Annotated in this window: 22 protein-coding genes; 3 read left to right on the top strand and 19 right to left on the bottom strand. The window is 70.4% G+C overall.

Features of this window, described 5'->3' with window-relative positions; all coding sequences use genetic code 11:
- Positions 1-76 precede the first annotated feature (76 nt).
- From ACFY4A_RS08520 to ACFY4A_RS08465, 12 genes are all read right to left on the bottom strand, one after another.
- Positions 77-1,312 (bottom strand): tyrosine-type recombinase/integrase, encoded by a 1,236-nt coding sequence (locus ACFY4A_RS08520; RefSeq protein ID WP_390828650.1) that lies wholly within the window; start codon positions 1,310-1,312, stop codon positions 77-79.
- The gene (locus ACFY4A_RS08515) at positions 1,312-1,509 is read right to left on the bottom strand and encodes a helix-turn-helix transcriptional regulator (protein WP_390828649.1); all 198 of its coding nucleotides are present in this window, start codon (positions 1,507-1,509) and stop codon (positions 1,312-1,314) included. Before ACFY4A_RS08515 ends, ACFY4A_RS08520 begins: the two co-directional genes overlap by 1 nt.
- 2 nt (positions 1,510-1,511) lie before the next feature.
- A complete protein-coding gene (repSA, locus tag ACFY4A_RS08510) occupies positions 1,512-2,888 on the bottom strand; it encodes a replication initiator protein RepSA (RefSeq protein ID WP_390828648.1) in 1,377 nt (458 codons plus the stop codon).
- Positions 2,881-3,066, bottom strand: coding sequence for a hypothetical protein (locus ACFY4A_RS08505; RefSeq protein WP_390828647.1), 186 nt, complete (start codon positions 3,064-3,066; stop codon positions 2,881-2,883). The genes repSA and ACFY4A_RS08505 overlap by 8 nt, the downstream gene beginning before the upstream one ends.
- 85 nt (positions 3,067-3,151) lie before the next feature.
- Positions 3,152-3,700, bottom strand: a complete 549-nt coding sequence (locus tag ACFY4A_RS08500) for a GGDEF domain-containing protein (RefSeq protein ID WP_390828646.1) — start codon at positions 3,698-3,700, stop codon at positions 3,152-3,154.
- An 86-nt stretch (positions 3,701-3,786) separates the two neighbouring features.
- Positions 3,787-4,098 (bottom strand): SpdD-like protein, encoded by a 312-nt coding sequence (locus ACFY4A_RS08495; protein WP_390828645.1) that lies wholly within the window; start codon positions 4,096-4,098, stop codon positions 3,787-3,789.
- Positions 4,099-4,119: 21 nt separating this feature from the next.
- Positions 4,120-4,275: a hypothetical protein gene (locus ACFY4A_RS08490; RefSeq protein ID WP_390828644.1), complete on the bottom strand. Its 156-nt coding sequence runs from the start codon at positions 4,273-4,275 to the stop codon at positions 4,120-4,122.
- A gap of 12 nt (positions 4,276-4,287) precedes the next feature.
- Positions 4,288-4,479: a mobile element transfer protein gene (locus ACFY4A_RS08485; RefSeq protein ID WP_344569109.1), complete on the bottom strand. Its 192-nt coding sequence runs from the start codon at positions 4,477-4,479 to the stop codon at positions 4,288-4,290.
- Between the two features lies 1 nt (position 4,480).
- Positions 4,481-4,675, bottom strand: coding sequence for a hypothetical protein (locus ACFY4A_RS08480; RefSeq protein WP_390828643.1), 195 nt, complete (start codon positions 4,673-4,675; stop codon positions 4,481-4,483).
- A 19-nt stretch (positions 4,676-4,694) separates the two neighbouring features.
- Complete coding sequence (locus ACFY4A_RS08475) at positions 4,695-5,378, bottom strand: DUF2637 domain-containing protein (protein ID WP_390828642.1); 684 nt, start codon at positions 5,376-5,378, stop codon at positions 4,695-4,697.
- Between the two features lie 83 nt (positions 5,379-5,461).
- Positions 5,462-6,817, bottom strand: a complete 1,356-nt coding sequence (locus ACFY4A_RS08470) for an FtsK/SpoIIIE domain-containing protein (protein WP_390828641.1) — start codon at positions 6,815-6,817, stop codon at positions 5,462-5,464.
- A 3-nt stretch (positions 6,818-6,820) separates the two neighbouring features.
- The gene (locus ACFY4A_RS08465; protein WP_390828640.1) at positions 6,821-7,174 is read right to left on the bottom strand and encodes a hypothetical protein; all 354 of its coding nucleotides are present in this window, start codon (positions 7,172-7,174) and stop codon (positions 6,821-6,823) included.
- Positions 7,175-7,601: 427 nt separating this feature from the next.
- Between ACFY4A_RS08465 and ACFY4A_RS08460 the strand changes: the two genes are divergently transcribed.
- Positions 7,602-8,645: an XRE family transcriptional regulator gene (locus tag ACFY4A_RS08460; RefSeq protein WP_390828762.1), complete on the top strand. Its 1,044-nt coding sequence runs from the start codon at positions 7,602-7,604 to the stop codon at positions 8,643-8,645.
- Here ACFY4A_RS08460 and ACFY4A_RS08455 read toward each other — a convergent pair.
- Positions 8,629-9,423: an NUDIX domain-containing protein gene (locus ACFY4A_RS08455; RefSeq protein WP_390828639.1), complete on the bottom strand. Its 795-nt coding sequence runs from the start codon at positions 9,421-9,423 to the stop codon at positions 8,629-8,631. The two genes, ACFY4A_RS08460 and ACFY4A_RS08455, sit on opposite strands and share 17 nt — an antisense overlap.
- 530 nt (positions 9,424-9,953) lie before the next feature.
- Here ACFY4A_RS08455 and ACFY4A_RS08450 point away from each other — a divergent pair.
- Positions 9,954-11,240: a hypothetical protein gene (locus ACFY4A_RS08450; RefSeq protein ID WP_390828638.1), complete on the top strand. Its 1,287-nt coding sequence runs from the start codon at positions 9,954-9,956 to the stop codon at positions 11,238-11,240.
- A 260-nt stretch (positions 11,241-11,500) separates the two neighbouring features.
- Positions 11,501-12,058, top strand: coding sequence for a hypothetical protein (locus tag ACFY4A_RS08445; RefSeq protein WP_390828637.1), 558 nt, complete (start codon positions 11,501-11,503; stop codon positions 12,056-12,058).
- A gap of 465 nt (positions 12,059-12,523) precedes the next feature.
- Here ACFY4A_RS08445 and moeZ read toward each other — a convergent pair whose 3' ends face one another.
- From moeZ to ACFY4A_RS08415, 6 genes are all read right to left on the bottom strand, one after another.
- The gene (moeZ, locus tag ACFY4A_RS08440) at positions 12,524-13,702 is read right to left on the bottom strand and encodes an adenylyltransferase/sulfurtransferase MoeZ (RefSeq protein WP_390828636.1); all 1,179 of its coding nucleotides are present in this window, start codon (positions 13,700-13,702) and stop codon (positions 12,524-12,526) included.
- Between the two features lie 63 nt (positions 13,703-13,765).
- Positions 13,766-14,515 carry a spherulation-specific family 4 protein gene (locus ACFY4A_RS08435; RefSeq protein ID WP_390828635.1) on the bottom strand — a complete coding sequence of 250 codons (750 nt, stop codon included), beginning with the start codon at positions 14,513-14,515 and terminating at the stop codon, positions 13,766-13,768.
- Positions 14,503-15,465 carry an NAD-dependent epimerase/dehydratase family protein gene (locus ACFY4A_RS08430; protein WP_390828634.1) on the bottom strand — a complete coding sequence of 321 codons (963 nt, stop codon included), beginning with the start codon at positions 15,463-15,465 and terminating at the stop codon, positions 14,503-14,505. Before ACFY4A_RS08430 ends, ACFY4A_RS08435 begins: the two co-directional genes overlap by 13 nt.
- A 232-nt stretch (positions 15,466-15,697) precedes the next feature.
- On the bottom strand, positions 15,698-16,906 hold the full coding sequence (locus ACFY4A_RS08425; protein ID WP_390828633.1) for a hypothetical protein: 1,209 nt from the start codon (positions 16,904-16,906) through the stop codon (positions 15,698-15,700).
- Complete coding sequence (locus ACFY4A_RS08420) at positions 16,903-18,645, bottom strand: DUF3492 domain-containing protein (protein ID WP_390828632.1); 1,743 nt, start codon at positions 18,643-18,645, stop codon at positions 16,903-16,905. Before ACFY4A_RS08420 ends, ACFY4A_RS08425 begins: the two co-directional genes overlap by 4 nt.
- A 240-nt stretch (positions 18,646-18,885) precedes the next feature.
- Positions 18,886-20,490: a DUF3152 domain-containing protein gene (locus ACFY4A_RS08415; protein WP_390828631.1), complete on the bottom strand. Its 1,605-nt coding sequence runs from the start codon at positions 20,488-20,490 to the stop codon at positions 18,886-18,888.
- Positions 20,491-20,495 lie beyond the last annotated feature (5 nt).

Here is a 20,495-nt window from a genome sequence, read left to right as displayed (position 1 = left end):
CGAACAGGGCGAGCCGGGGCTCAGTAGACCGGCAAGTCAGGCCACTTGTGGTGTGACCTGTGCGTTTCCTACATCCTCACCCCTCCTGGGCCGTCGTGGGGCCGTCATCGGTGTCGGGGCCGTCCGCGAAGGCACGGTTCACTGCCTCCCGGGTCCGCTTCTCACTACTGGGCATCAGGTGGGTGTACGTGCGCAGCGTGAAGCCCGGGTCGTGGTGCCCGAGGTACTCGGACAGAGCCTTGACACTCTCCCCCGCGTCCAGGAGGACGGACGCGTAGAAGTGCCTCAGCGCGTGCATCCCGCTCGCCCGGCCGTGGGGCACACCCGCCGATTCGAGAGCCCGTCGCCAAGCCCAGCGGTTGAAGTCGTTGCGGTTGACCGGGCGGCCGCCATCTCGATGGAAGAGCAGTGATGCCGTAACCGGCTCTCCGTCGACCGCCCGCCATGGCAGGGTCACAGCGGCCGGCGGATGCTGGCTGATGTGCTCCTCGACCGATCGGGCGACGCTCTCGGGCAGCGGGACTGTGCGTGTCCTGCCTCCCTTGGGCGGCGCGAACACCGGGCGGTTACGGATGAGCTTGACCTGCCGAACCACGTGAACCGTTCCCTCGATGAAGTCCACGTCCTCGACCGCCAGTCCCAGCACCTCACCCTGACGCAGGCCGCAACCACCGGCCAGATCCACCATGGCCCGGTGACGCTCCGGTAGAGCCGAGCGAACCGCGAACACACGGTCACGCGACCATGGAACGATCCGGCGGGGATCGAGCTTCGGAGCCCGTACCGACGACGAACGGCAAGGGTTCTCGGCGATCACTCGGTCATCGACAGCCGCCGTGAGCATCGTGGAGAGATTCGCGAAGATCACCCGCTGATAGGCGGGCGCAACTCCCCCATCCTGCAGCTTCCGCAGCCACTCCCTGATGTGCGTCGGCCGAAGCGAGCCCAGGGTGCGACTCCCCAGGTACGGCAGGATGTGCAGGCGAATGCGCCGCTCGGTACCCACGAAGGTACCGGGATCCATGGTGAGCGACGCCAACCACCGCTCCGCGTGCTGTCGAACCGTGAGGCGACCGGCTTGCGGGTCGATGTACTGCCCGCGCGCCATGTCCGCCTCAACCTGCGCAAGCCACTGCTCCGCGAGCCGCTTCTGGCGGTCCGGGAAGCTCTTGGACTTCTCGGTGCCGTCCGGGCCGACGTACCGGGCGCGGTAACGCAGGCCGACGCCGTGGCGGTCGGTTTTGACCTTGCGGGTCTTGCTGTCCGGGCCGGTCTCGGTCCGATACCAGCGGTCTTGGATGTGGCCAGCCATCAGGCGGCCTCCCCGAGCTGGGAGTCAATCCATGACCGTACGTCGGTCGGATCGAAGCGGAGGTGCCGGCCGACGCGGAAGCCGCGGGGACCAGTGCGCTTACGGCGCCACTGGTAGACCGTCTCGACGCTGGGCAGCTCGAACATCTCGACCAGGTCCTCAGGGGTGAGGAACCGGTTCGGCAGCTTTGCGGCCATGGTCAGGACTCCCTTTCGTCGGTGAGTTGGTCGCGTAGGGCTTCGCGGGCGGTTTCGCGGTTGAGCTGGAGGTCGCGGGCGATGGTGGCGGCGAGGGCGGATTCGCCGGGGGTGTGGCCGTGTCCGGCGTACTGCCAGTCGGCGAGGACGAGGACGGTGTCCGGCTCGGTGTCGTCGAGGCCGAGGGCTTCGTGTTCCTGGGCGGCGCGGTAGTCGGCGCGTGCCTGGCGGAGGGCGCCGAGGGTGGTGGAGTAGCGGCGGGACTTGGTGGAGAAGTGGCCGCGGAAGCCGAGCATGTGAGCCCAGGCCCACAGCCGCCGGTCCGGGTAGAGGGGGTCGAGCTTCTTGCAGGCTTCGATCAGGCGGCGGGTGTGGTCGGGGACGCCGTGGCGGTCGAGCTCGGACAGCTCGCCGATGCGGCGGTCGAGGGTGCCGGTGTTCTCGGCGGCTTTGGTGGCGTACTTGGCGACGTAGGAGGCGACCGCCTGCTCGGTGATGTCGGAGCCGTCCCCGAACGCCTTGACCGGCCGTACGTCGAGCTGTCGGCCCCAGCGGAAGGTCCGGGCCGGTTGGTCGTCGGCGGCGGGGAGGGAGACCGAGGTGTAGGAGTGCGCGGCGGCGGCGCGGATCGCGTCGGCGAGCAGGTCCACGGTCGCCCACGCTGGTGGCGGGGTGTCCGACCCGTCGGCTCCGTCGAGCCGGATCACGGCGTGGAAGTGGACGGCGCCGCGCTTTTGGAACTCGGCGACCTTGCCGTAGGACAGCCGGGCCGATTCCTTCAGCTCGCGTTGGGTGATGCCGGCGCGGGCGGCGATCTCGCGGCGCAGGCGGTTGGTGAAGCGCTGCCACAGCTGCCCAGCGTGGTTGTTGAACAGCACGGCGCCCGCGTAGTCGTAGGTCGCTGGGTCGAGTGCGGTGCCCAGTTCCCGGGCGTCCGGGGGGTGGCGGGTGCCGCAGCGGCAGGCGCCCCGGTCGGGCCGGTTGTGGACCGGGCCGAACGAGGGCGCGGTGAGGGTGGCGAAGACACGGGGGTGATCGCGGACGGTGGCGGGGATGTCGCGGCGGTCGTCTCCGACCAGGCCAGCGCGGATGAGGTGGTACGTGTCGCCCGCGTAGGTCCAGGCGCAGGCGGGGCAGCGGGAGGCGCGGCGGTTGCCGCAGGCGACGCGGAGCCGTCCGCCCGGCTCGTTCTCGGTGGAGTAGTGGTGCAGCACCTCGCCGGTGGTCTTGTCCTTGTGCAGGACCCAGCCGCGCAGGTGGATGGGGTCGGCGCAGCCGCCGGTGCGGCGGATCTGGTCTTCCCACCGGTGGTAGTCGGAGGCCGAGGCCACCCTCAGCAGGTCGCCGAGGGTGGTCGGGTCGAGCAGCAGATCAGGCACGGGCGCCCTCCCGGTCGCGGCGGGCGGGGACGGTGCCGGTGCCCTGACAGGCCGGGCAGTGTGCCGTGATGGTGCGCAGGTGGCCACGCGGGTCGCGGCCGCCGAGGGTGATGGCGACGGAGGCGAAGCCGTCGCAGGCCGGGCAGATCCTCGGCGCGGGCGGGGTGTGCTGGGTCATGATGGTGGTTCCTTTCGATTGCGGTTGGAAGGAACGGCCCCGGGTGGCGGCGTGCTTGGCGGCTTGTGCGCCACCCGGCGGCCGGTCAGCGAGGGGCGCGGGAGCCCCGGCGGCCACGGCCCTTGGCCGCGTACATGGCCGCATCGGCGGCGAGGGCATCGGTCAGGGCGGGCACCGGCAGTTCGGCGACGAGGCAGGTGCCGACCGAGGCGGCCAGCGGCAGCGACGCGTCCTCGTAGTCCAGCGGCCGGTGCAGTGCCGTGGTGAGCGTGTCGAAGTCGGCGGCGGTCAGGTCCTGGACGACAGCGACGAATTCGTCTCCGCCCAGGCGTCCGGCGGTGCCGTGGCGTCCGCACCAGGCGCGCAGCCGGTGGGCAGTGGCGACGAGGGCGGCGTCCCCGGCAGCGTGGCCGTGGGTGTCGTTGAGGATCTTGAAGTGGTCGAGGTCGACCAGGAGGACGGCGGCGTGCGGGTGCCGACGGATGCAGTGTTCGGCGCGGGCGGTCCATCCGGCGCGGGTGTGCAGGCCGGTGAGCGGGTCACGGCGGGCGGAGGCGAGGCGGCGGGTGAGGATGCCGCTGTGCACGGCCCAGCCCAGTAACGGCGCGAGACTCGCGGCGAGCTGCAAGTCCATGGGTGCTCTCCCTTGGCGATGGCGGTTGGAAGGAACGGCCCCGAGTGGCGGCGTGCTTGGCGGCTTGTGCGCCACCCGGCGGCCGGTCAGCGGCGGTGCTGGGCGGAGGCGAGCGAGCGGACAACCAGGGCGCACACGGCGACCGAGGCGCCGGTGACGGCGACCGCGAGGAGCATGGAGACCAGAACGGCGCCGACGACCAGGACCACGGCGGTGCCGCCGCCGACCAGGGCGAGCACGGTGCCCGGGGTGAACTGCACGACCGGGCGGGACGGCGCCGGGGCTACCACGGGCGGCGGGGGCGGGGTGCCCGGGGTGATGGTGGTCGGCTCGACGACGACGGGCGGGGTGACCGTGCCGGTGGGCTGAGGCATGGTCGGGAGCTTGGGCCGGAGCATGAGCGGGTCTCCTTTCGCGGGTTACTTGACGGCGGTGTCGATGACCGGGGCCAGGAGGCTGTCGGCGAGGAGGTAGCCACCGAGGAGCAGGACGGCGACGAGCCACCAGGGCGGGCGGATGAGCTTGACGCCCAGGGCTCCGACGCAGAGCAGGGCGAGCCAGAGCGGGACCTGCATGGCGGTGGCCTCCTAGCGGACCTTGCAGCGGTGGGTGCGGGCGGCGAGCTGGGCGGCGGACTGGCTGGTGTAGTCGGCGGACCAGCCGCAGCCGTCGGAGCTGCACACGGCGGCGTGCTTGGTGGTGCCGTGGCGGTCGCGGTGGGTGCCGATCTGCACCGGGCCGATCCGCATCACGGAGTGGAAGAAGTCGCGGGCGGGCATGTCAGTCGGTCTCCTCTCGGGTCGTGGCCGGGTTGGGGAAGCTGGCGCGGATACCGGCGGCGGTGGCCGGGTCGGTGGTGCGCTGGGCGGCTTCCTCGGCGAGCAGGTGGGCGAGGTAGGGCCGGTTGGCGGCGGTCATCTCGCGGGCGCCGTCGAGGTAGTCGGCGGCGGTCAGGTCGGCCGGGTCACGGACCATCAGCTGTTCCTCCCTTGGGTCAGGCGAGTTGGGCGGCGATGGCGTCGGCCAGGTGCGGCGGGACGCCGAGGCGGACGCGCAGCGTGTCGGTATCGATCCGGGCGCCGGTGCGGGCGTGGTGGTCGTCGGCGACCTTGCGGGCGTGGTCGACCAGCGCGGCCGGGACCGGCACGGCCGGGGGCGGTTCGGCTGTGGGCAGGGCCGGGGGTTCCCCGGGCGCCGGGACCGCGACGGGTTCGGGCACCGGGTCCGGCTCGGCGACGGCGGCCGGTCCGGGCTCCACCTCGGGCACGGGGTCCGGATCCGGGGTGGCGGGTGCCGGCGGAGTGGAGGAGCGGTCCGTGGGTGAGTGGGCGAGGAGGGTGCCGCCCATGAAGGCCAGGGCGGGCCAGGCGGCGACGAGGATGCGCAGCCAGGCGGGAACGTCGTTCAGGTCGAGCAGTCCGGCGGTGGCGACGTTCGCGCCGAGCGAGGCGACCAGGGCGATGAGGAACCAGCACCAGGCCAGCCGGGACGGCCCGTCGGTGCGCAGCCGACGCCAGGCGGCGACCAGCAGCAGGTCCACCGAGATGGGGTAGGCCCAGGCTTTCCAGCCGTCCTGTCCGGCTGCGGCGGCAAGGTCGTGCAGGTGGGCGAAGGAGAGCGCCCCGGCTATGACGGCCTGGACGAGCACGGCGTCGACGCGGAGAGCGGGGCGGGTCATCACGGCTCCTTCCTGTGATGAGGCATGGCGGGGGTAGGGACTTGGCGCGAAGGGCGGTCGCGCCGACCGTGGAAGGGGATGGGTCAGGCGGTGGCGGGGGCTGTCTTGGACAGCGGCACGCGGGCCGAGGGCAGCGAGGCGGCCACGGGCCGGTAGGCGGCCAGGGCGGGCAGGTCGGGGGTGTTGTCGGCGTACTTGTTGCAGATGTTGACGGCCTGGCGCAGCGAGGTGTGCGGGGCGCGGATGCGGTGCCAGCCGCCGGTGGAGTCCCCGGCGATGGCGATACCGCGCGTCTCGGCCGGGATCTGGATGGCGGCCAGGACGGCGTCCGGGGCGATGTCGCCGAAGGCCATGTTGGCGGAGGTCTCGTCGTTGACGCGGTGGGCGGTGCGGCCGGTGAGCTGGGCGCGGAGCATGGTGATGCCCTTGCCGAGTTCGGAGCCGAAGCGCTGCCCGCAGATCTCCAGGTAGATGCCAGCGGCGCGGCCGAGCTGGGCCAGGCGAACCAGGGCGGTGATGATCCGGTCCCGCCGCTTCTCCTCGTCCTTGCTGGCGAAGAGGGCGAGTTCGGCGACCTCGTCGACCAGGACGACCACCGGCACCGGCCGCACATCTTCGGGCAGGTCCCAGATGTCGGCGGCGATCTCCGCATCCGGCACCGCGACACTGATCCGCTGCTCGGCCCGGATGAGCTGATAGACGCTCTCCATGTGGGACACCAGTGCCTCCAGCAGTTCCAGCGCAGTGTCCGGGTTGTCGGCGAGGGCGGAGAACCGGCGGGCCAGCGGGAACAGCTCGACTCCTTGCTTGCAGTCGATGCCGACCAGGGCGACATCATGCGGGGCGAGACCGGCGACGAGGTTGCGCTGGTAGACGGACTTGCCGGATTCCGTGGCCCCGAGGGTCAGGCCGTGCGGGACGGCCCGGTAGTCGCGGTAGTGGACCGAGCCGTCCTCCCGCAGCGCGACCGGGACGCGCATCGGGCGGGTGTCGAGGCGGGCGGGCATCTGGACCCGCTTGAGCACGTCGTAGCCGGTCATCCGTACCTCGACGATGCCCGAGCGCAGCTCACGGGAGGTCACGCCGTACATCCCAAAGGAGTGGCGCAGCCGGTCCGAGGCGGCGGCGACGTCGAAGGCATCCTGTCCCGGGCGCAGTCCCAGCCGCAGGACCAGGCCGGTGCGGGTGGGCCGCAGCCGCAGGATGCGCGGCGGACGGGACTCCGGCGCGGGACGGTTGGTCATCCGGGCCAGCGTCAGGCGCCAGCGCGGGGGCGGGACCGTCAGGCCGCAGGCGTCCATGACCGTGGCGTAGCGGATCAGGACCCGCAGGACGGCGAGGGTAACTCCGAAGGTCAGCCAGTACCAGGCGGGGTGCCGCCACCGCAGGAGACCCGCAGCGGCGACGACCACCAGCAGTAAGACCGTCGGCCACGTCACGGCTCAGGCCGCCTTCGAGGCCGAGCCCGCAGCGGCCAGCGAGGTGACAGCGACCGCACGGAAGGCGATCCCGTGCCGCTTCTGGCCGTTGAACTCGTTCTCCCACGCCGAGGCGACCAGGCCGGTCAGGGCCACGGGAGTGCCCATGGTCAGGTCCTCGGAGACGCCGGGCTGCGGGACGGTGAGCTTGAGGATCTCGACCTCGTCGGGCGTGGAGAACATGACCTCGACGACCATCAGGGTGACGCCGTCCTTGTCGGTGGCGATCTCACCGGTCCGGCGGTCCTTGACCTTGGGCTGCGGGGCCTTGGCCACCATCACGGTGGCGTTGGAGGTGTCGACGGGAATCTGACGCATGATGGAACTCCCTTTCGGAGGGGTGGGAGCGGCGTACTTGCTTGGCGGTGGGTCGCCGCTCCTGTGCGTTGGCGGAAGCCCGCAGCGCAGCCGCAGGCTTTGCGCGCTCTCATCTGGTGCGCACCAGTAGGTTGCATCTGGTGCGCGCCAGAAGTCAAGCGCTGTCGCAGCTCGGGCGCTTCAACTGCCCTTGCTGCGACAGTTCCAGGGAAGCGCTCACGCCAACGCCCCGGTAGCCAACAGGGGTTAACAGGAGTCCGGTTAACCCCTGACGACCTGCGTTGATGTGAGGCATGCTGCTGTTACGGCTCAACACCCATACGCAGGACGGCACTAGGCGATGAACGGGCTCAAGTCAGCAAGGACCGCGCGTGAGTGGTCACAGGAGCGCCTAGTTCGAGAGATCGAACGCCATGCGCGCCAACACATGCTCACCGTGGCATCGACGGCGAGTCTGCGGGTGTACGTCTCGGAGTGGGAGAACGGCCGGCGCCCCATCTCCGCGCGGTACGCGAAGATCCTTCGTGTCCTGCTCGGTGTCACGGACAACGAGCTGACCGGCAAGCCGGAGGCGTCGCCTGCCGTCCCCGCGGCTGACGGTTACGACGAACTCATGAGCCGTATCGATGCGGCCCGCAGCGTCAGTCTGACGATGGTCGAGGCATTCATGGACCAAACAGAGCTACTCCGGACCATGGACCGGCAGCTGGGTGCCGCGAGTCTGGTCGACCAGATGACCGCGCATCTGTCGACCCTTGAGGACGCTCTCACGTTCGCCGTGCTTCCCGAGGCTCGACGCCCGGTCGCCCGAGCGTTGGCCGGGGCGGCGACCCTGGCCGCCTGGCAGGCGCTCGACGTCGGCGCGGTTGAACGAGCCTGGCGGCACTACGAGCTGGGCAAGCGAGCGGCTCAGGAAGCCGAAGAACCGATGTACCTGGCCCACGCCACGGCAGAGCAGGCGTACGTACTTTGCGACGCCGGACGCCCATCCCTGGCGATCGGGCTGATACGGGACGCGCAGCGACTCGGCGGCAAGGCCATGTCCCCACGTCTCAGGGCCTGGCTGTATGCCGCCGAAGCCGAGATCTGTGCCCGGTCCGGGCTCCAGGACGAGTGCCGACGGGCGCTTGACAACGCAGTGCGGTGCCTGCCGCCGGGAGAGGAGGCCCGGGACCCAGACATGCTGAGCATTTTCCTGAACGCGGGGCACCTTGCCAGGTGGCGCGGTAACGCGCTGGCGCTGATAGGTGATGACGACGCGGTAAGCAACCTCTACTCCGCGCTGGAGACGGCCGACCCGACGTTCATACGGGCATCGGCCGGACTGCGCTGCGATCTCGCGCAGGCCCACCTTGCCCGCGGCGAGTACGACCAGGCGCACGAGCATCTGCGGCAGGCCCGATTGGTGGCGAGCCGGACCGGGTCAGTGCGCCATCGACGGCGGATCGAGCAGCTCACGCAGTGGTTGTAGGCGAAGCGCCGGCGCCTCGGGAGACGAGCACGTGCAGCAGGGCGACGAGGGTGCCCGAGCCCATGAGTTCGCCGCGTGCCATCAGACCGGGAATGTCGGCGAGGGGTACCCAGGCGATGTGCCCGGCTTCCTCGAGGTCGGTCGGTTCGCCTACCAGCTTCGCGCCCTGGCCCACGTAGATCTCATGCGGTGAGTCGACCATGCCGACCATGGGCTGATAGGTGACCACGTGCTCCAGGAAGTTGGGCCGCCAGCCGGTCTCTTCCTCGAACTCACGCATGGCCGTCTGCAAGGGATCTTCTCCCTCGTCGACGATCCCCCCGGGGAGCTCCCAGCCGAAGGACTGCGGGACGAAGCGGTAGCGCCACATCATCAGGACGCGGTCCTGGTCGTCGATGACGGCGGCGATGGCCACGTGGTGCAGGCGTACGACGTGATGTTCGAAGCGGTTCACGCCGGGCGGCTCGACGTCGACGAGTGCGAGCTTCACCCAACGGTTGTCGTACAGCGTCCGCTCACCATGGATCTGCCAGGGCTCGACATCTGTCGGCGCCTCGGTCGTCACGGACCGATCAGGGACACGGTAGGAACTGCGGCCGTGCACCTCGACGACGTGCTCAGCCACGAGCTTGGCCAACACCTGGCGCAGTGCCGTACGGCCGATGCTCAACTCTTCTGACAGGGTCCGCTCGGACGGGAGCCTGGAACCTGACGAGTACTTGCCCGTCGCGATCCACTCGCGAATCGTGCGGTACACCCGCTCCGACTTGGGTCCCATCCGCTGAGCACGCTCCCGTTGCCTAGTTGTCTTGGTCGATCCAAGCGTAGCCACCTACTCACGTGAGGAGGTAGCCCCGATGGAGACGGCCAACAGCCAGAAGCGCGGTAAGACTTTCTCTACTTCATCAAGCACCCGTCGTCGCTTCGCTCCTCCGGGCGGGCGCGGGCGGCCGGCGGCGCCCGCGCTCATGTCTCCGCCCCGCTCGGCACCGCCGGCCGCCCGCCCCCGCCCAAGAGGCAGGCACACGGGCATGAAGCGGGAGACACCCTCTGTGGCTGGGGCGGTCGGCTCCACGGCTTTAGGCAGCCACTTTGGGGCGAGCCTCGAAGATCATGGCCCCAACGTCGTGCTTTAACGGGCAGGTCCACAGACTGCCCGACTCGCCGGAAGCTTACGGGGCCATGATCACTCGCCCCAAAGCAGCTCCAGCCCAAAGCCGCTCCACCGACCTACGCAAGTTCGCCTTACGCAGGCGGATGATCCCTTAGCCTGCTGTTACTGAACGCCAGAGCAGCGAGGGGGCTCTCATGTCGGAAGCAACCGAGAACCAGTCGATGCCTTTCGAACCAGACGAAATCTCCAAGATTGAACGGTCTCTTAACCTGAGGCACGTCGACACAGACGAAGGTTTTCTGGTCTTCGACTCTCCAGAAAGGAACGGGCTGCGTCAGCGGGAGGCAGCCATACCCTTCGATGTGGCCTCAGAAATCCTTGAAGCAATTGAACGTGGGGCTGAGAGGATGGAAGAGTATGAAGGATGGATCGACCCCCAAAGAGGGTTCGCTGAATTCGAGGTCAGACAACAAGGGATGACCGCCTTTAGAAGTTCCACCATCGATCAGTTCACATTTGAGCTTCATCCATGCACCCACACACACGCATTTGTTCCGCCATTCATGCACAACGAAGACCGCGACCTCGTTTCTACAGTAATTCGCGTCTCTTCAAATGACGGCTCAACCTGCATCGAAATATCACGAAACTCTGCCCTCTGCTTCCCCCTGATGCCCCTGAACGTAGAGGCCAGAGGACGCACCCGCACCCAGACAACCCTGAAGGTCTACCTCGCAGGGGCCACAGAGAAAGCGGAACTCGTACGCAAATCTCGGGAGTTGGCAAATTCTTTCCTTTTCGAGCTCAACGTTCGCCACAGGTGCCCATACTCTTTGCGCCCCAGACTGGAAAGCCCTTCTTATAGGCGCCGCGGCACACCGATAAGCTACACGGTTAGATTTCCAAAAACCCCGATACCTGACAATATCGCTACACTATTCTCCATACCTAGCGATTTCGCAATGCGCGGCAACCACACCCTGTTCCACCTCTCCTACTATCAAATCCTGGAGCATTATCTACCTGCGGTTCACAAACGGGAGACAGTGAGAAAAGTGCGCAGGATATTGCGATCGCTGGATTTCGACGAAGAAAAAGACTCGTCCGTGCTGCAGATCCTTAATTCCGTGGAACGATCGCGCGGAGCGAGCGAGGGCGAGCAACTCCAAACCCTAATCGAGGAGTGCATCTCGGAAAGCAAGCTCCAAGAATTCTTCTCACTGGATCATGGTGGCCACTTCGGCAAGAGCGGCCCGATATCCGGAATTCCTGCCATCCATCCGAAGAGCGGAGAGTCTTTGGCTTCCCAGGTGGCTAAAAGGATTTACGCCCTCAGAAATAGAATTGTGCATGCGAAGGATGACGTTCGCTACGCCGAGTCCAAGGTGCTGCTACCGCTCAGCCACGAGGCACTGAGGCTCTATCCTGACATTGAACTTGTGCGGCTCCTGGCGATCGAGGTCATCGTCGACAATCGATAACTGGACGGTCCGGCAGCGTCGCTGAGTGTCTAACTGCGTGACAACGCAGGCGCACAGCGGCGGACACGCGCGGACGCCTGCGAACCATTGCAGCAGGTGAGGGGCACAGCGCCCCAAGGGCAGACGCTTACCCAAGTTGCTTCGGGACGAAGAGGTCGACACCCCGCCCTCCCCTGGATTTAATGATCGGCGGTGGGGTGGAGGGCGGGTTGGCCCATGTTGAAGGCGGGGGAGCAGGTATGCCGGTCCAGACTGTGCCCATGCGGCCGACGGTCGGCACGTATGTGCTCATGGCGATATGCACCGGCGTCGCGGCCCTGCTGCTGGCGACGCTCTACCTGATCTACCGGGACATGGCGATCGCCGGGGGCTGCGGATCACGGTACGGCGTGACCTGTTCTGCAAAGCAGTCAGCGCACGTCATCGCGGCCCTCGTACTGCTGCCGGCCTCAATCGCGTGTGTCTTGTTCCTGAACGGGGTTGTCTTCCGTCCCTACCGCCGAGGGCACGAGGCGTACCGGCTCGTCATGCCGCTCCTGCTCGCGTCTGGCGCTGTGGAATTGTTCGCAGCGGATGTCCCACTGGGTGGCGCAGCCCAGTTGCTGGCGGCTGTTGGGGTTCTCCTCGCCTTCCGCAAGCCAGTCGGTGTTCGGGGGATGGTGTGGGGGCTGAACCGGGACCGGCTCAGGGTGCTGGCGACCGATCCCGAGGGGGAGCCGTTGTCCACGGGGCAGAACGTACTCTTCGTGTGTGCCAACGCCGCCGGGTTGGCTTTGGGGCTGTTGGGGGCTGACCGGCTGTTCTCGTCGCTCGGATGACCGGGGTGCGCTGGCGAACTCCAGGCGTCTGCAGGTCATCCAAGGAGGTCACGTCTGCAATTGACATCCACGGATGACATCAACGACAGCGGATGACCGTGGCAGCGGGCGTATCGGGACGGCCCCTTCGTCGCGAGATGGGCCCGGTCCAGCAGGGCGGCGCGAGGCCGTTGATCGAACTCCTAAAGCGGATGTCAGCCCACCTGGCCCGGCTCGAACGGGCTGGCCCCCTCCACAACGGGCCGGTGCTGCGGGTCTACAGCTGCCGGCCGACGCAGGCAGGGTAATCGTAGATCAGGGCTGAGTGCTGCCGCACTGCGGTTTCCCGTGGGACTACCTGGGCCCGGGCCGTCTCTGGGCCGTCCAAGGTCAGCCGACGCCAACCAACAACGACAGAAGCCCACGGCATCTGAACTGGTCAGAGCCGTGGGCTTCCTCAGCCTCGCTGGTCAGCGAGACCCGTGATCAGTAGACCGGCTTGTGCGGCTCGATCTGGTTGACCCAGCCGATCACGCCGCCGCCGACGTGCACGGCGTCCGCGAAGCCCGCGGACTTCAGCACGGCGAGAACTTCCGCACTGCGGACACCCGTCTTGCAGTTCAGGACGATCTTCTTGTCCTGCGGGAGGCTCTCCAGGGCGGAGCCCATGAGGAACTCGTTCTTCGGGATCAGCCGGGCGCCCGGGATGGAGACGATCTCGAACTCGTTCGGCTCGCGGACGTCGATGATCTCGATGTTCTCACCGTCGTCGATCCACTCCTTGAGCTGCTTGGGAGTGATCGTCGAGTCGGCGGCGGCCGCCTGGGCCTCCTCGGAGACGACGCCGCAGAAGGCCTCGTAGTCGATGAGCTCGGTGACGGTCGGGTTCTTGCCGCAGACCGCGCAGTCGGGATCCTTGCGGACCTTGACCTGGCGGTACTGCATCTCCAGGGCGTCGTAGATCATCAGGCGGCCGACCAGCGGCTCGCCGATGCCCGTAAGGAGCTTGATGGCCTCGTTGGCCTGGATGGAGCCGATGGACGCGCACAGCACGCCCAGGACGCCGCCCTCGGCGCAGGAGGGGACCATGCCGGGGGGCGGCGGCTCCGGGTAGAGGCAGCGGTAGCAGGGGCCGTGCTCGGACCAGAAGACGGAGGCCTGGCCGTCGAAGCGGTAGATCGAACCCCACACGTACGGCTTGTTCAGCAGCACGCACGCGTCGTTGACCAGGTACCGGGTCGCGAAGTTGTCCGTGCCGTCGACGATCAGGTCGTACTGGCTGAAGATCTCCTTCACGTTGTCGGCCTCGAGCCGCTCCTGGTGAAGGACCACGTTCACGTACGGGTTGACGCCCTTGATGGTGTCGCGCGCGGACTCGGCCTTGGGGCGGCCGATGTCGGACTGGCTGTGGATCACCTGGCGCTGCAGGTTCGACTCGTCCACCTCGTCGAACTCCACGATGCCGAGCGTGCCGACGCCGGCCGCGGCCATGTACATCAGACCCGGCGAACCCAGCCCGCCGGCACCCACAAAGAGCACCTTGGCGTTCTTCAGCCGCTTCTGCCCGTCCATACCCACATCGGGGATGATCAGGTGGCGGGAGTACCTGCGGACCTCGTCTACGGTGAGCTCGGGAGCCGGCTCGACCAGGGGTGGCAGCGACACGGGGACTCCGTTGGTCGGTCAAACACTACGGTTGTTCTTGTCGTAACACTGCCACGGCCTTCTTCATTCCGAGACACCTCGTCCGATCCGCGAGACGATTTCGTCCCAGTAACCGGGCATGTCCTCCCAGGGGCCAGCCGTGCCGTCGCGGTCGGAGCGGTCGGTGAACCAGATGGTCGCCGCCCCCTGCCAGCGGGCGATGCGCAGCGCCTCGTCGAGGTGACCGCGCGGGAGGCCGTGCACGAAGTGACAGAAGCGCTCGGGCGGATGGTCGGCGGTCCACTCCGCGGCCTGCGACCAGCGGTAGTCGCACCACGGGCCGCGGAAGGTCACCAGTTGGTCGGCGTTCTCGGCGTAGCCGGGATGCGGGTGGGTGCCGTGGCCGAGGACGATATGGGCATCGTCGCGCACGGCCCGCAGCGCGCCGATCGTACGGCGGACCTCGGGCAGCCCGGCGCGGTCGGCGGGACAGCGGTCCAGCAGGAAGCCGTCGGCGCGGTACCACTCGACGTACCGCCGCGCTTCGGAGATCAGATCGGTGAAGGACCGGGCGCCGTACGCGGCTTCGAGGTGGCCGAGGACGCGGACGCCCGCGTTGCGCAGCCGTCCCGCCGCTTCCAGGCAGTGCGGGTCGGGCTGGACGCCGGGGCCGTCGGCGACGTTGAGGACGACCCAGTGCAGGGGCGTGCCGGGCCGGGTGGGTTCGCCCCACTCGGCCCGGGCGAGAAGGGGGTGGGCCCAGCCGGGGACTCCGAGTCCGGTGCGCAGTCCAGTGCTCGAGATGCCCATGGCGGTGCTGGTCAGATACGGCATGCCGCCTCCATCCAGATGTCGGCGAGGGACTCTTCGAGGTTGATCCGGGGCCGCCAGCCGAGCCGGTCGCGGGCGGTGCGCACGTCGGCCTGCTGCCAGCTGCCGCAGCCGTCGGGGTACGGGTACGCGACCGGGGCGGGGTGGTCCGACTCGGTCCGGGGGTGCCCGATGGCGGGCCTGAGGTGGCCGCCGGGCGGGCCGTCGAGTTCGTGGAGGGCGCCGCCGTATCCGGCGACGCGGGCGAGGATCGCCGCCGCGTCACGCAGCCGGACGGCGCGGCCCGAGCCGATGTTGATGGCGCCCTGGGCGGCCGAGAGGGAGGCGGCATGGACGGCGCGGGCCACGTCGCGGACGTCGACGAAGTCGCGCTGGACGCCGAGACCGCCGAGTTTGAGGTCGCTGTCGCCGGACTGCATGGCGCGGCGCATGGCCTCGGCGAGCCGGCCGAGGGGCGAGCCGGCCGGGGTGCCGGGTCCGGCGGGCGAGAAGACCCGGAGCACGACGGCGTCGAGGCCGGAGCCGAGAACCAGTTCGGTGGCGGCGAGTTTGCTGACGCCGTACGGGCCGCCGGGGCGGGGCACGGCGTCCTCGGCCGTGGAGGAGCCGGGCTGGCTGGGGCCGTACTCGGAGCTGCAGCCGATCTGCACCAGGCGGGCACCGCAGCCGCTGCGTCGCAGGGCCTCGCAGACGGTGGCGACGGCGACGGTGTTGTGGCGGGTGAGCTCGCGGGCGCCGCCGCGGGTGGCGCCCGCGCAGTTGACGACGACGCCGGGGTGGACCGCGTCCAGGAAGCGGGTGAGCGCTCCGGGGCTGCCTGCCGCGAGGTCGAAGCGGACGTCGGCGTCGTCGCCGCGGCCCAGCGCGGTGAGCTGGACGGCCGGGTCGGCGAGCAGGCGATCGGCGACGAAACGCCCGAGGTATCCGTTGGCTCCGATCAGCAGAACCCTCATCGGGCGGCTCCCGGGGTGTGCGCTCCGGTGGCTCCGGATGCTTCGGACGCTCCGGATCGGGCGGTGATCATCTGGTGTTCTCCTTCTAGGGGATGGTGCGACGGGCTCCGGCGGTGGGTCGCGGGCCTGCACTGGGTCGGGCGCCTGTGGCCGGCGGGCGAACGCGGGCGGCGCCCGTGGCTGCGGCCTTGCGAGGGGCACGCAGGGGTGGCCGGGACCGGCCCCGCGTTCCTCACGGCTGCCGCTCCGCTCCCGCATGGGCGGAGGCCCGGGTCAGCGTGCGGGTCGCGTGCAGGAGGAGGGCCACGGCGGCGGCTCCGCAGGCGATGGCGGGTACGCCACCGGGGCCCCAGGCGGCCACGAGGGTGTCGACCGGGGTGGCGAGGGCACCGCAGCCGGGCAGGCGGGCGGTGAGGACGGTGGCCTGGGCCGTCACTTCGGCCGCGGCCGCGGCGCCGAGGGCGACGGCCGGGGCGTGCGTGAAGCCGTGCGTGGTGAGGAGGCGCGCGAGCAGCAGCAGCGCGCCCAGTGTGAGGGCCTGGGCGTAGCCGACGGGCTCGTTCAGGACCGCGCCGCACGCGGCGAGCAGGACGGCCAGGGCGCACAGGAACAGGCCGAACGTGCCGAGGAGCAGGGGACGTACGGACGCGGCGAACTCCTCGAGGCCCCGGCTGACCGTCACCTTGCGCCGGGCGCCCACGGCGAAGAGGTGCGCGGTCCAGGCCGCCGGTCCGCAGGCCAGGGCGAGGGCCAGCACGGGAGCGGTGGTCAGGGGCCAGGCCCCGGCCGCGGTGCCGTCGGGCAGTCCGTCGGGCCCGCCGCCGACGGCCGCGCCGAGCAGGCCGTCGCCGAGGAGGGCGTAGCCGAGGAGCCAGCACGTCCATGTGCGGGTGCCGGGCGTGTGCGGGCCGGGGGACGTACGCCGTTCGGCGCTCAGCGGGCCGCGGCGCAGTACGGCGCGCAGTGCCAGGCCCATGGCCACGACGCCGAGCGCGGCGACGCCCAGCCGCGTCCGGCCCCCGGTCAGGCGCAGCCCGGCCACGGCGGCCGCGCACAGGGCGCCGGGCAGCAGGCCGAACGCGACCAGGCCGAGGCCCAGCCGGGGTACGGCCGCGGCCTCGTGCCGCGGTGGTGTCTCGGCGTCTCGGCTGATCCGGGCGTACATCTCCTCGGCGAGTGAGAAGACGTCACGGTGGCGGAAGCGGGCGGCGGTGCGGTCGGTGACTCCGTGCGCCTCCAGGCCCGCGGCGATCTCCAGGGGGTCGACGGCCCGTTCGCACATCTCGCGGTGACGGTGCATCAGCACCTTGACCGGGTCGGCCGCACCGCGCCGGGAGGGCACGGAGGGGCTCTGGTCGAGGGCGGGCCCGCCGAAGCCGTCGCCCGTACCGCTCCGGCCGGTCGGGGTGCCGAGGTGGTCTCCGGTTCGCGGGCCGGTCATCGGGGAGCCTCCGTGGTGGTCGTGGGGGCCGCGCACCCCGTCGGTGAGCCGGTGGTGGCCCAGCTGGGGCGCGAGCGTGCCGCGACGCGGTCCGCGGCCCGGGTCCAGCGGCCGGGCACGTGGGCCTCGGCGGGCGCGGCGAACGGAAGGGGCTCGCCGGTCTCGTCGAGAAGGACCCGCTGGACCGGACAGTGCGAGACGACCTCCAGGTAGATGCCGTGGAATGCCACGACGTTCTGCTCGATGGTGAAGAGTTCGAGCGCGCGGGTGCGGGCGGCGGCGCCCAGGCGCGCACGGCGCTCGGGGTCGCGAAGCAGGTTCACGCACACCTCGGCGAGCGCCCGCGGATTGCGCGGGGGCACGACCACTCCGGTGCCGCCGACGACCTCGACGACCGCGCCGACGTCGGTGGAGACCGTCGCACGGCCGCAGAGCATGGCCTCGACCAGGCCGAGCGGGAAGCCCTCGACCACGCTCGACAGGACGACCACGGCGCCCGAGGCGTAGGCGTCGGCGAGGCTCGGCACCTCCGGGCCGCCGATCTCCTCGAAGGACACCGGGTTGTCCCCGACGGTGTGCGGTCCTTCGGCCTCGTCGGGGAAGAGCTGGGCGGCGAGCGCTCTGCAGTGGCCCAGGTAGGCGGCTCCGTCGGAGCCGGTTCCCGCGCTCACGATCCGCAGCCGTGCCTTCGGTTCCTGCTTGCGGACCTCCGCGAAGGCGTGCAGCAGGGACACCAGGTCCTTGGCGGGCCCGACGCGGCCGACCCACACGAGGGTGTCGGGGTCGGCGGCCTCCGGCGACTCCCCGGCCTCGGCGAAGGGAGCCGCGTCCATGCCGGGGTGAACGGTGCGCAGCTTGGCGCGGTCGGCGCCGCAGCGCTCCTGCCAGCGGCGGGCGTGCGCGTTGCCGTGGGTGACGACGGCGGCCCGCCGGTAGATCTCGGCGGCGAGAGTGCCGTGGAAGGCGGCGAGCAGGGCCCGTACGGCCGGGGCGGTCCCGTCGGCACCGGCGGCGAGGTAGTGCGCGCGCAGTTGTACGCCGTACTCGGTGACCAGCAGGGGCACGCCGGTGAAGTGGTGGGCGAGCAGTCCGGACAGGGCCGCCGTGCCGCCGGCCGCCGCGTGGCAGAGGTCGGCCGCGCCGAGGCCGTCGTCCTCGTACCAGTCGAGCGACAGGAGGTTCAGCGCCTGCCGCAGATGCGCGGCGACCGCGAGCAGATCGGGGACGCGGGCCTCACGCGCCGCCCGCGGTGCGCCGGGCGCGCGGCAGGCGCGTTCCAGCGCGCGGACAGCGGCTTCCGAGCGCAGTGCGCCCGCCAGGCCGCCCTCGTCGCGGGCGAGTTCGGCCAGCCCGTACAGCGCGCTGCTGAAACGGTCCGCCTCACTTCCGGCGCCGTCCGCGCCCGCCGCCCTGCCGGGCTCGCCGAACTCGCGCAGATCGCCGCCACTCGCCGCGACCAGCGCCGACGCCAGTTCCCCGTAGCACTCGGCGAAGCGCCGGCGCGCACGCCGTCCGTACGTGGCCCCGTCGTCCTCGTCCGCCCACGGGGACGCGGTACGGACCCTGCTGACCTGTGGCGGCAGGGGCACCCAGCCCTCGTCCTCCTGCTGCCGGCTGCGGCTGAGCGCGTAGAGGTCGAACTCGTGCCGTTCGAGCCCGCGCACGAGCCGTTCGCACCAGAGTCCGGCGTCACCGCTCACATACGGATAGCCACCTTCCGTCACCAATCCGATGCGCACGCGTGCACCCCCGATCTCCCGTCTGTCCCGTATGGGGAGCCGCCGTCGCACCGACGGCTCGCAGCGGGACGAACGTATGCGGACATGGCGGTGGCGCGATGGACGGTTGTCCATCGCGCCACCAAAAGGGGTGAACGGTCGTAACTTTCCCGTGCGGGCGGCGTTCCGTCGCGTCAGGAGATCAAAGAGGTCAACCGGACACGAACCGTCACGCCGGCGGCCGGTCCGGCAGGCCCGAGGTCAACTCCCCGGGTAGGGCCAGGCGTTGGGCAGGCAGTGGATTCCGTCGTGGTCCAGGAACTTCGTCTGCTGCTGCATGACGGGCGCCGGCATCCCGTCCTTGTCGCAGGTGACGTGGCCGTAGCCGAGCCGGTGGCCGACCTCGTGATTGATCAGCATCTGCCGGTAGGCGTACATCTCGTCGCCGTAGGTCCGGGAGCCCTGCGCCCACCGGTAGGCGTTGATCATCACGCGCTCCGTGGCGGCCGAGTCGCAGGAGACGTTGTCCACGGTGGTGTCCAGGCCGGACTTGGCGCACCACGTGGCGGTGGTGCCCGGGCTGGCGAGCGTGATGACGAAGTCGGGTCTGCCGGAGGAGACGCGCTCGAAGGTGCGGGCGCCGTCGTGGGACCAGCTGCGGTCGTCGTTGAGCGTCTTCTGCACCGCCGCGGCGAAGTGCTCGCCGTCCAGGCCGAGGCCCTGCTCCACGTCGACGCGGTAGGTGTACTTGCGCCCCTTGCCGGGCGCCTTGGCGAGGCCCGGGACGGCGTCGAACCGGCCGGAGCCCTCGAGAGTGGGGCTGAGCGGGTACTTCGTGCTCATCTTCTGGTCGTACGTCAGTGCCGACACCTTCGGCGGGGACGCCTTGCCGTCCGTGCCCGCGGCACCGGCGGTGTCAGCGGCGTCGGGCTCCGCCTGGTCGGTGGCGGACTGGGACAGCACCCCGGCGCCGGACTGGTCCTCGGCGACCTGTCCGGCGACGACGACGGCGAGCACGGTGGTGACGGCGGCGGCCGCGATGCCGGTGAACGTCTTCCCCTTGGTCGCGGTGTCCCGCGCGGGCTCGCCGCCCGGTCGCGCGGCGTCGTCCTGCACGCCGACCACCTCGGCCCGCCCGGCCGGGGCGGGCGGCGGAGCCACGGCCGGGTTCGTGGTGCGCGCGCCACCGCGGGGCCGGGGCGCGAAGACGTCGTCGTCCTCGTCGAAGGCGTCGAGATAGTCCTGCCGCGGCCCGGGGGGTGACGCCCGCCGCTGCCGGGGAATGGGAGCGCCGGCACGCACGGAGGCGGTTGCGGGAGCGGCGGAGCCATCGAGACCCCTCGAGCTGCCGAGACCGGCGGCCGTCGGCCCCTGCGCTCCGTTCCCCTCCTTGGCATGCGCTCCCAACCGGCCCCAGCCACCACCGGCTTCGCGCTGCTCCGGGTGCCCACCCCGTACCCGCGGAGTCCCGCCGGCCGGGGTTCCGTCAGGCCCAGGGGCCCTGCCCGCCGCCCGCGGAACTCCCCGCGCCGGCGTCCCGTCCGCGAAGTGCGGCATCCCATGGGGAGGGGTTCCGCCGTCGAAGCGCGGTGTGCCGTGGGCCGGCGTGCCGTCCTGGAAGCGGGGCCCTCCGTAGGCCGGGCCTGGGGCTTCGGTCCGCTGTCCAGGCACCGGGCCGGAATCCAGCCTCGCCCCCGACCCCTGCCCCGGCCGCCCGCCCGGGCCGCGCCAGGGCTCGGCGTCACCCCCGTACTCGCGGCCGTCCCGTGGCCCGTACCCCACCTGGGGTTCGCTGTCGTCCCGGCCGGTGCTCGTGTTCGCGGTCGTGCCCTTGGGCGCGGGCCCGCGGCGGCTGTGGCGTCCCACGTCGG

It is taken from the genome of Streptomyces sp. NPDC001292, assembly GCF_042896465.1.
Taxonomy (GTDB): Bacteria; Actinomycetota; Actinomycetes; order Streptomycetales; family Streptomycetaceae; genus Streptomyces.
Note: the sequence above shows the minus strand (reverse complement) of the source record. Positions and strands in the feature narration are given on the sequence as shown.

What these genes read in the sequence shown, in the direction of transcription:
- ACFY4A_RS08480 (WP_390828643.1), bottom strand. Translation starts at nt 4,675, where the DNA reads ATGGTCCGTGACCCGGCCGACCTGACCGCCGCCGACTACCTCGACGGC.
- ACFY4A_RS08490 (WP_390828644.1), bottom strand. Translation starts at nt 4,275, where the DNA reads ATGCAGGTCCCGCTCTGGCTCGCCCTGCTCTGCGTCGGAGCCCTGGGC.
- ACFY4A_RS08460 (WP_390828762.1), top strand. Translation starts at nt 7,602, where the DNA reads ATGCTCACCGTGGCATCGACGGCGAGTCTGCGGGTGTACGTCTCGGAG.
- ACFY4A_RS08495 (WP_390828645.1), bottom strand. Translation starts at nt 4,098, where the DNA reads ATGCTCCGGCCCAAGCTCCCGACCATGCCTCAGCCCACCGGCACGGTC.
- ACFY4A_RS08485 (WP_344569109.1), bottom strand. Translation starts at nt 4,479, where the DNA reads ATGCCCGCCCGCGACTTCTTCCACTCCGTGATGCGGATCGGCCCGGTG.
- ACFY4A_RS08515 (WP_390828649.1), bottom strand. Translation starts at nt 1,509, where the DNA reads ATGGCCGCAAAGCTGCCGAACCGGTTCCTCACCCCTGAGGACCTGGTC.
- ACFY4A_RS08430 (WP_390828634.1), bottom strand. Translation starts at nt 15,465, where the DNA reads ATGAGGGTTCTGCTGATCGGAGCCAACGGATACCTCGGGCGTTTCGTC.
- ACFY4A_RS08505 (WP_390828647.1), bottom strand. Translation starts at nt 3,066, where the DNA reads ATGACCCAGCACACCCCGCCCGCGCCGAGGATCTGCCCGGCCTGCGAC.
- ACFY4A_RS08435 (WP_390828635.1), bottom strand. Translation starts at nt 14,515, where the DNA reads ATGCCGTATCTGACCAGCACCGCCATGGGCATCTCGAGCACTGGACTG.
- ACFY4A_RS08455 (WP_390828639.1), bottom strand. Translation starts at nt 9,423, where the DNA reads ATGGGACCCAAGTCGGAGCGGGTGTACCGCACGATTCGCGAGTGGATC.
- ACFY4A_RS08465 (WP_390828640.1), bottom strand. Translation starts at nt 7,174, where the DNA reads ATGCGTCAGATTCCCGTCGACACCTCCAACGCCACCGTGATGGTGGCC.
- ACFY4A_RS08445 (WP_390828637.1), top strand. Translation starts at nt 11,501, where the DNA reads ATGCGGCCGACGGTCGGCACGTATGTGCTCATGGCGATATGCACCGGC.
- ACFY4A_RS08520 (WP_390828650.1), bottom strand. Translation starts at nt 1,312, where the DNA reads ATGGCTGGCCACATCCAAGACCGCTGGTATCGGACCGAGACCGGCCCG.
- ACFY4A_RS08475 (WP_390828642.1), bottom strand. Translation starts at nt 5,378, where the DNA reads ATGACCCGCCCCGCTCTCCGCGTCGACGCCGTGCTCGTCCAGGCCGTC.
- ACFY4A_RS08450 (WP_390828638.1), top strand. Translation starts at nt 9,954, where the DNA reads ATGTCGGAAGCAACCGAGAACCAGTCGATGCCTTTCGAACCAGACGAA.
- ACFY4A_RS08425 (WP_390828633.1), bottom strand. Translation starts at nt 16,906, where the DNA reads ATGACCGGCCCGCGAACCGGAGACCACCTCGGCACCCCGACCGGCCGG.
- ACFY4A_RS08500 (WP_390828646.1), bottom strand. Translation starts at nt 3,700, where the DNA reads ATGGACTTGCAGCTCGCCGCGAGTCTCGCGCCGTTACTGGGCTGGGCC.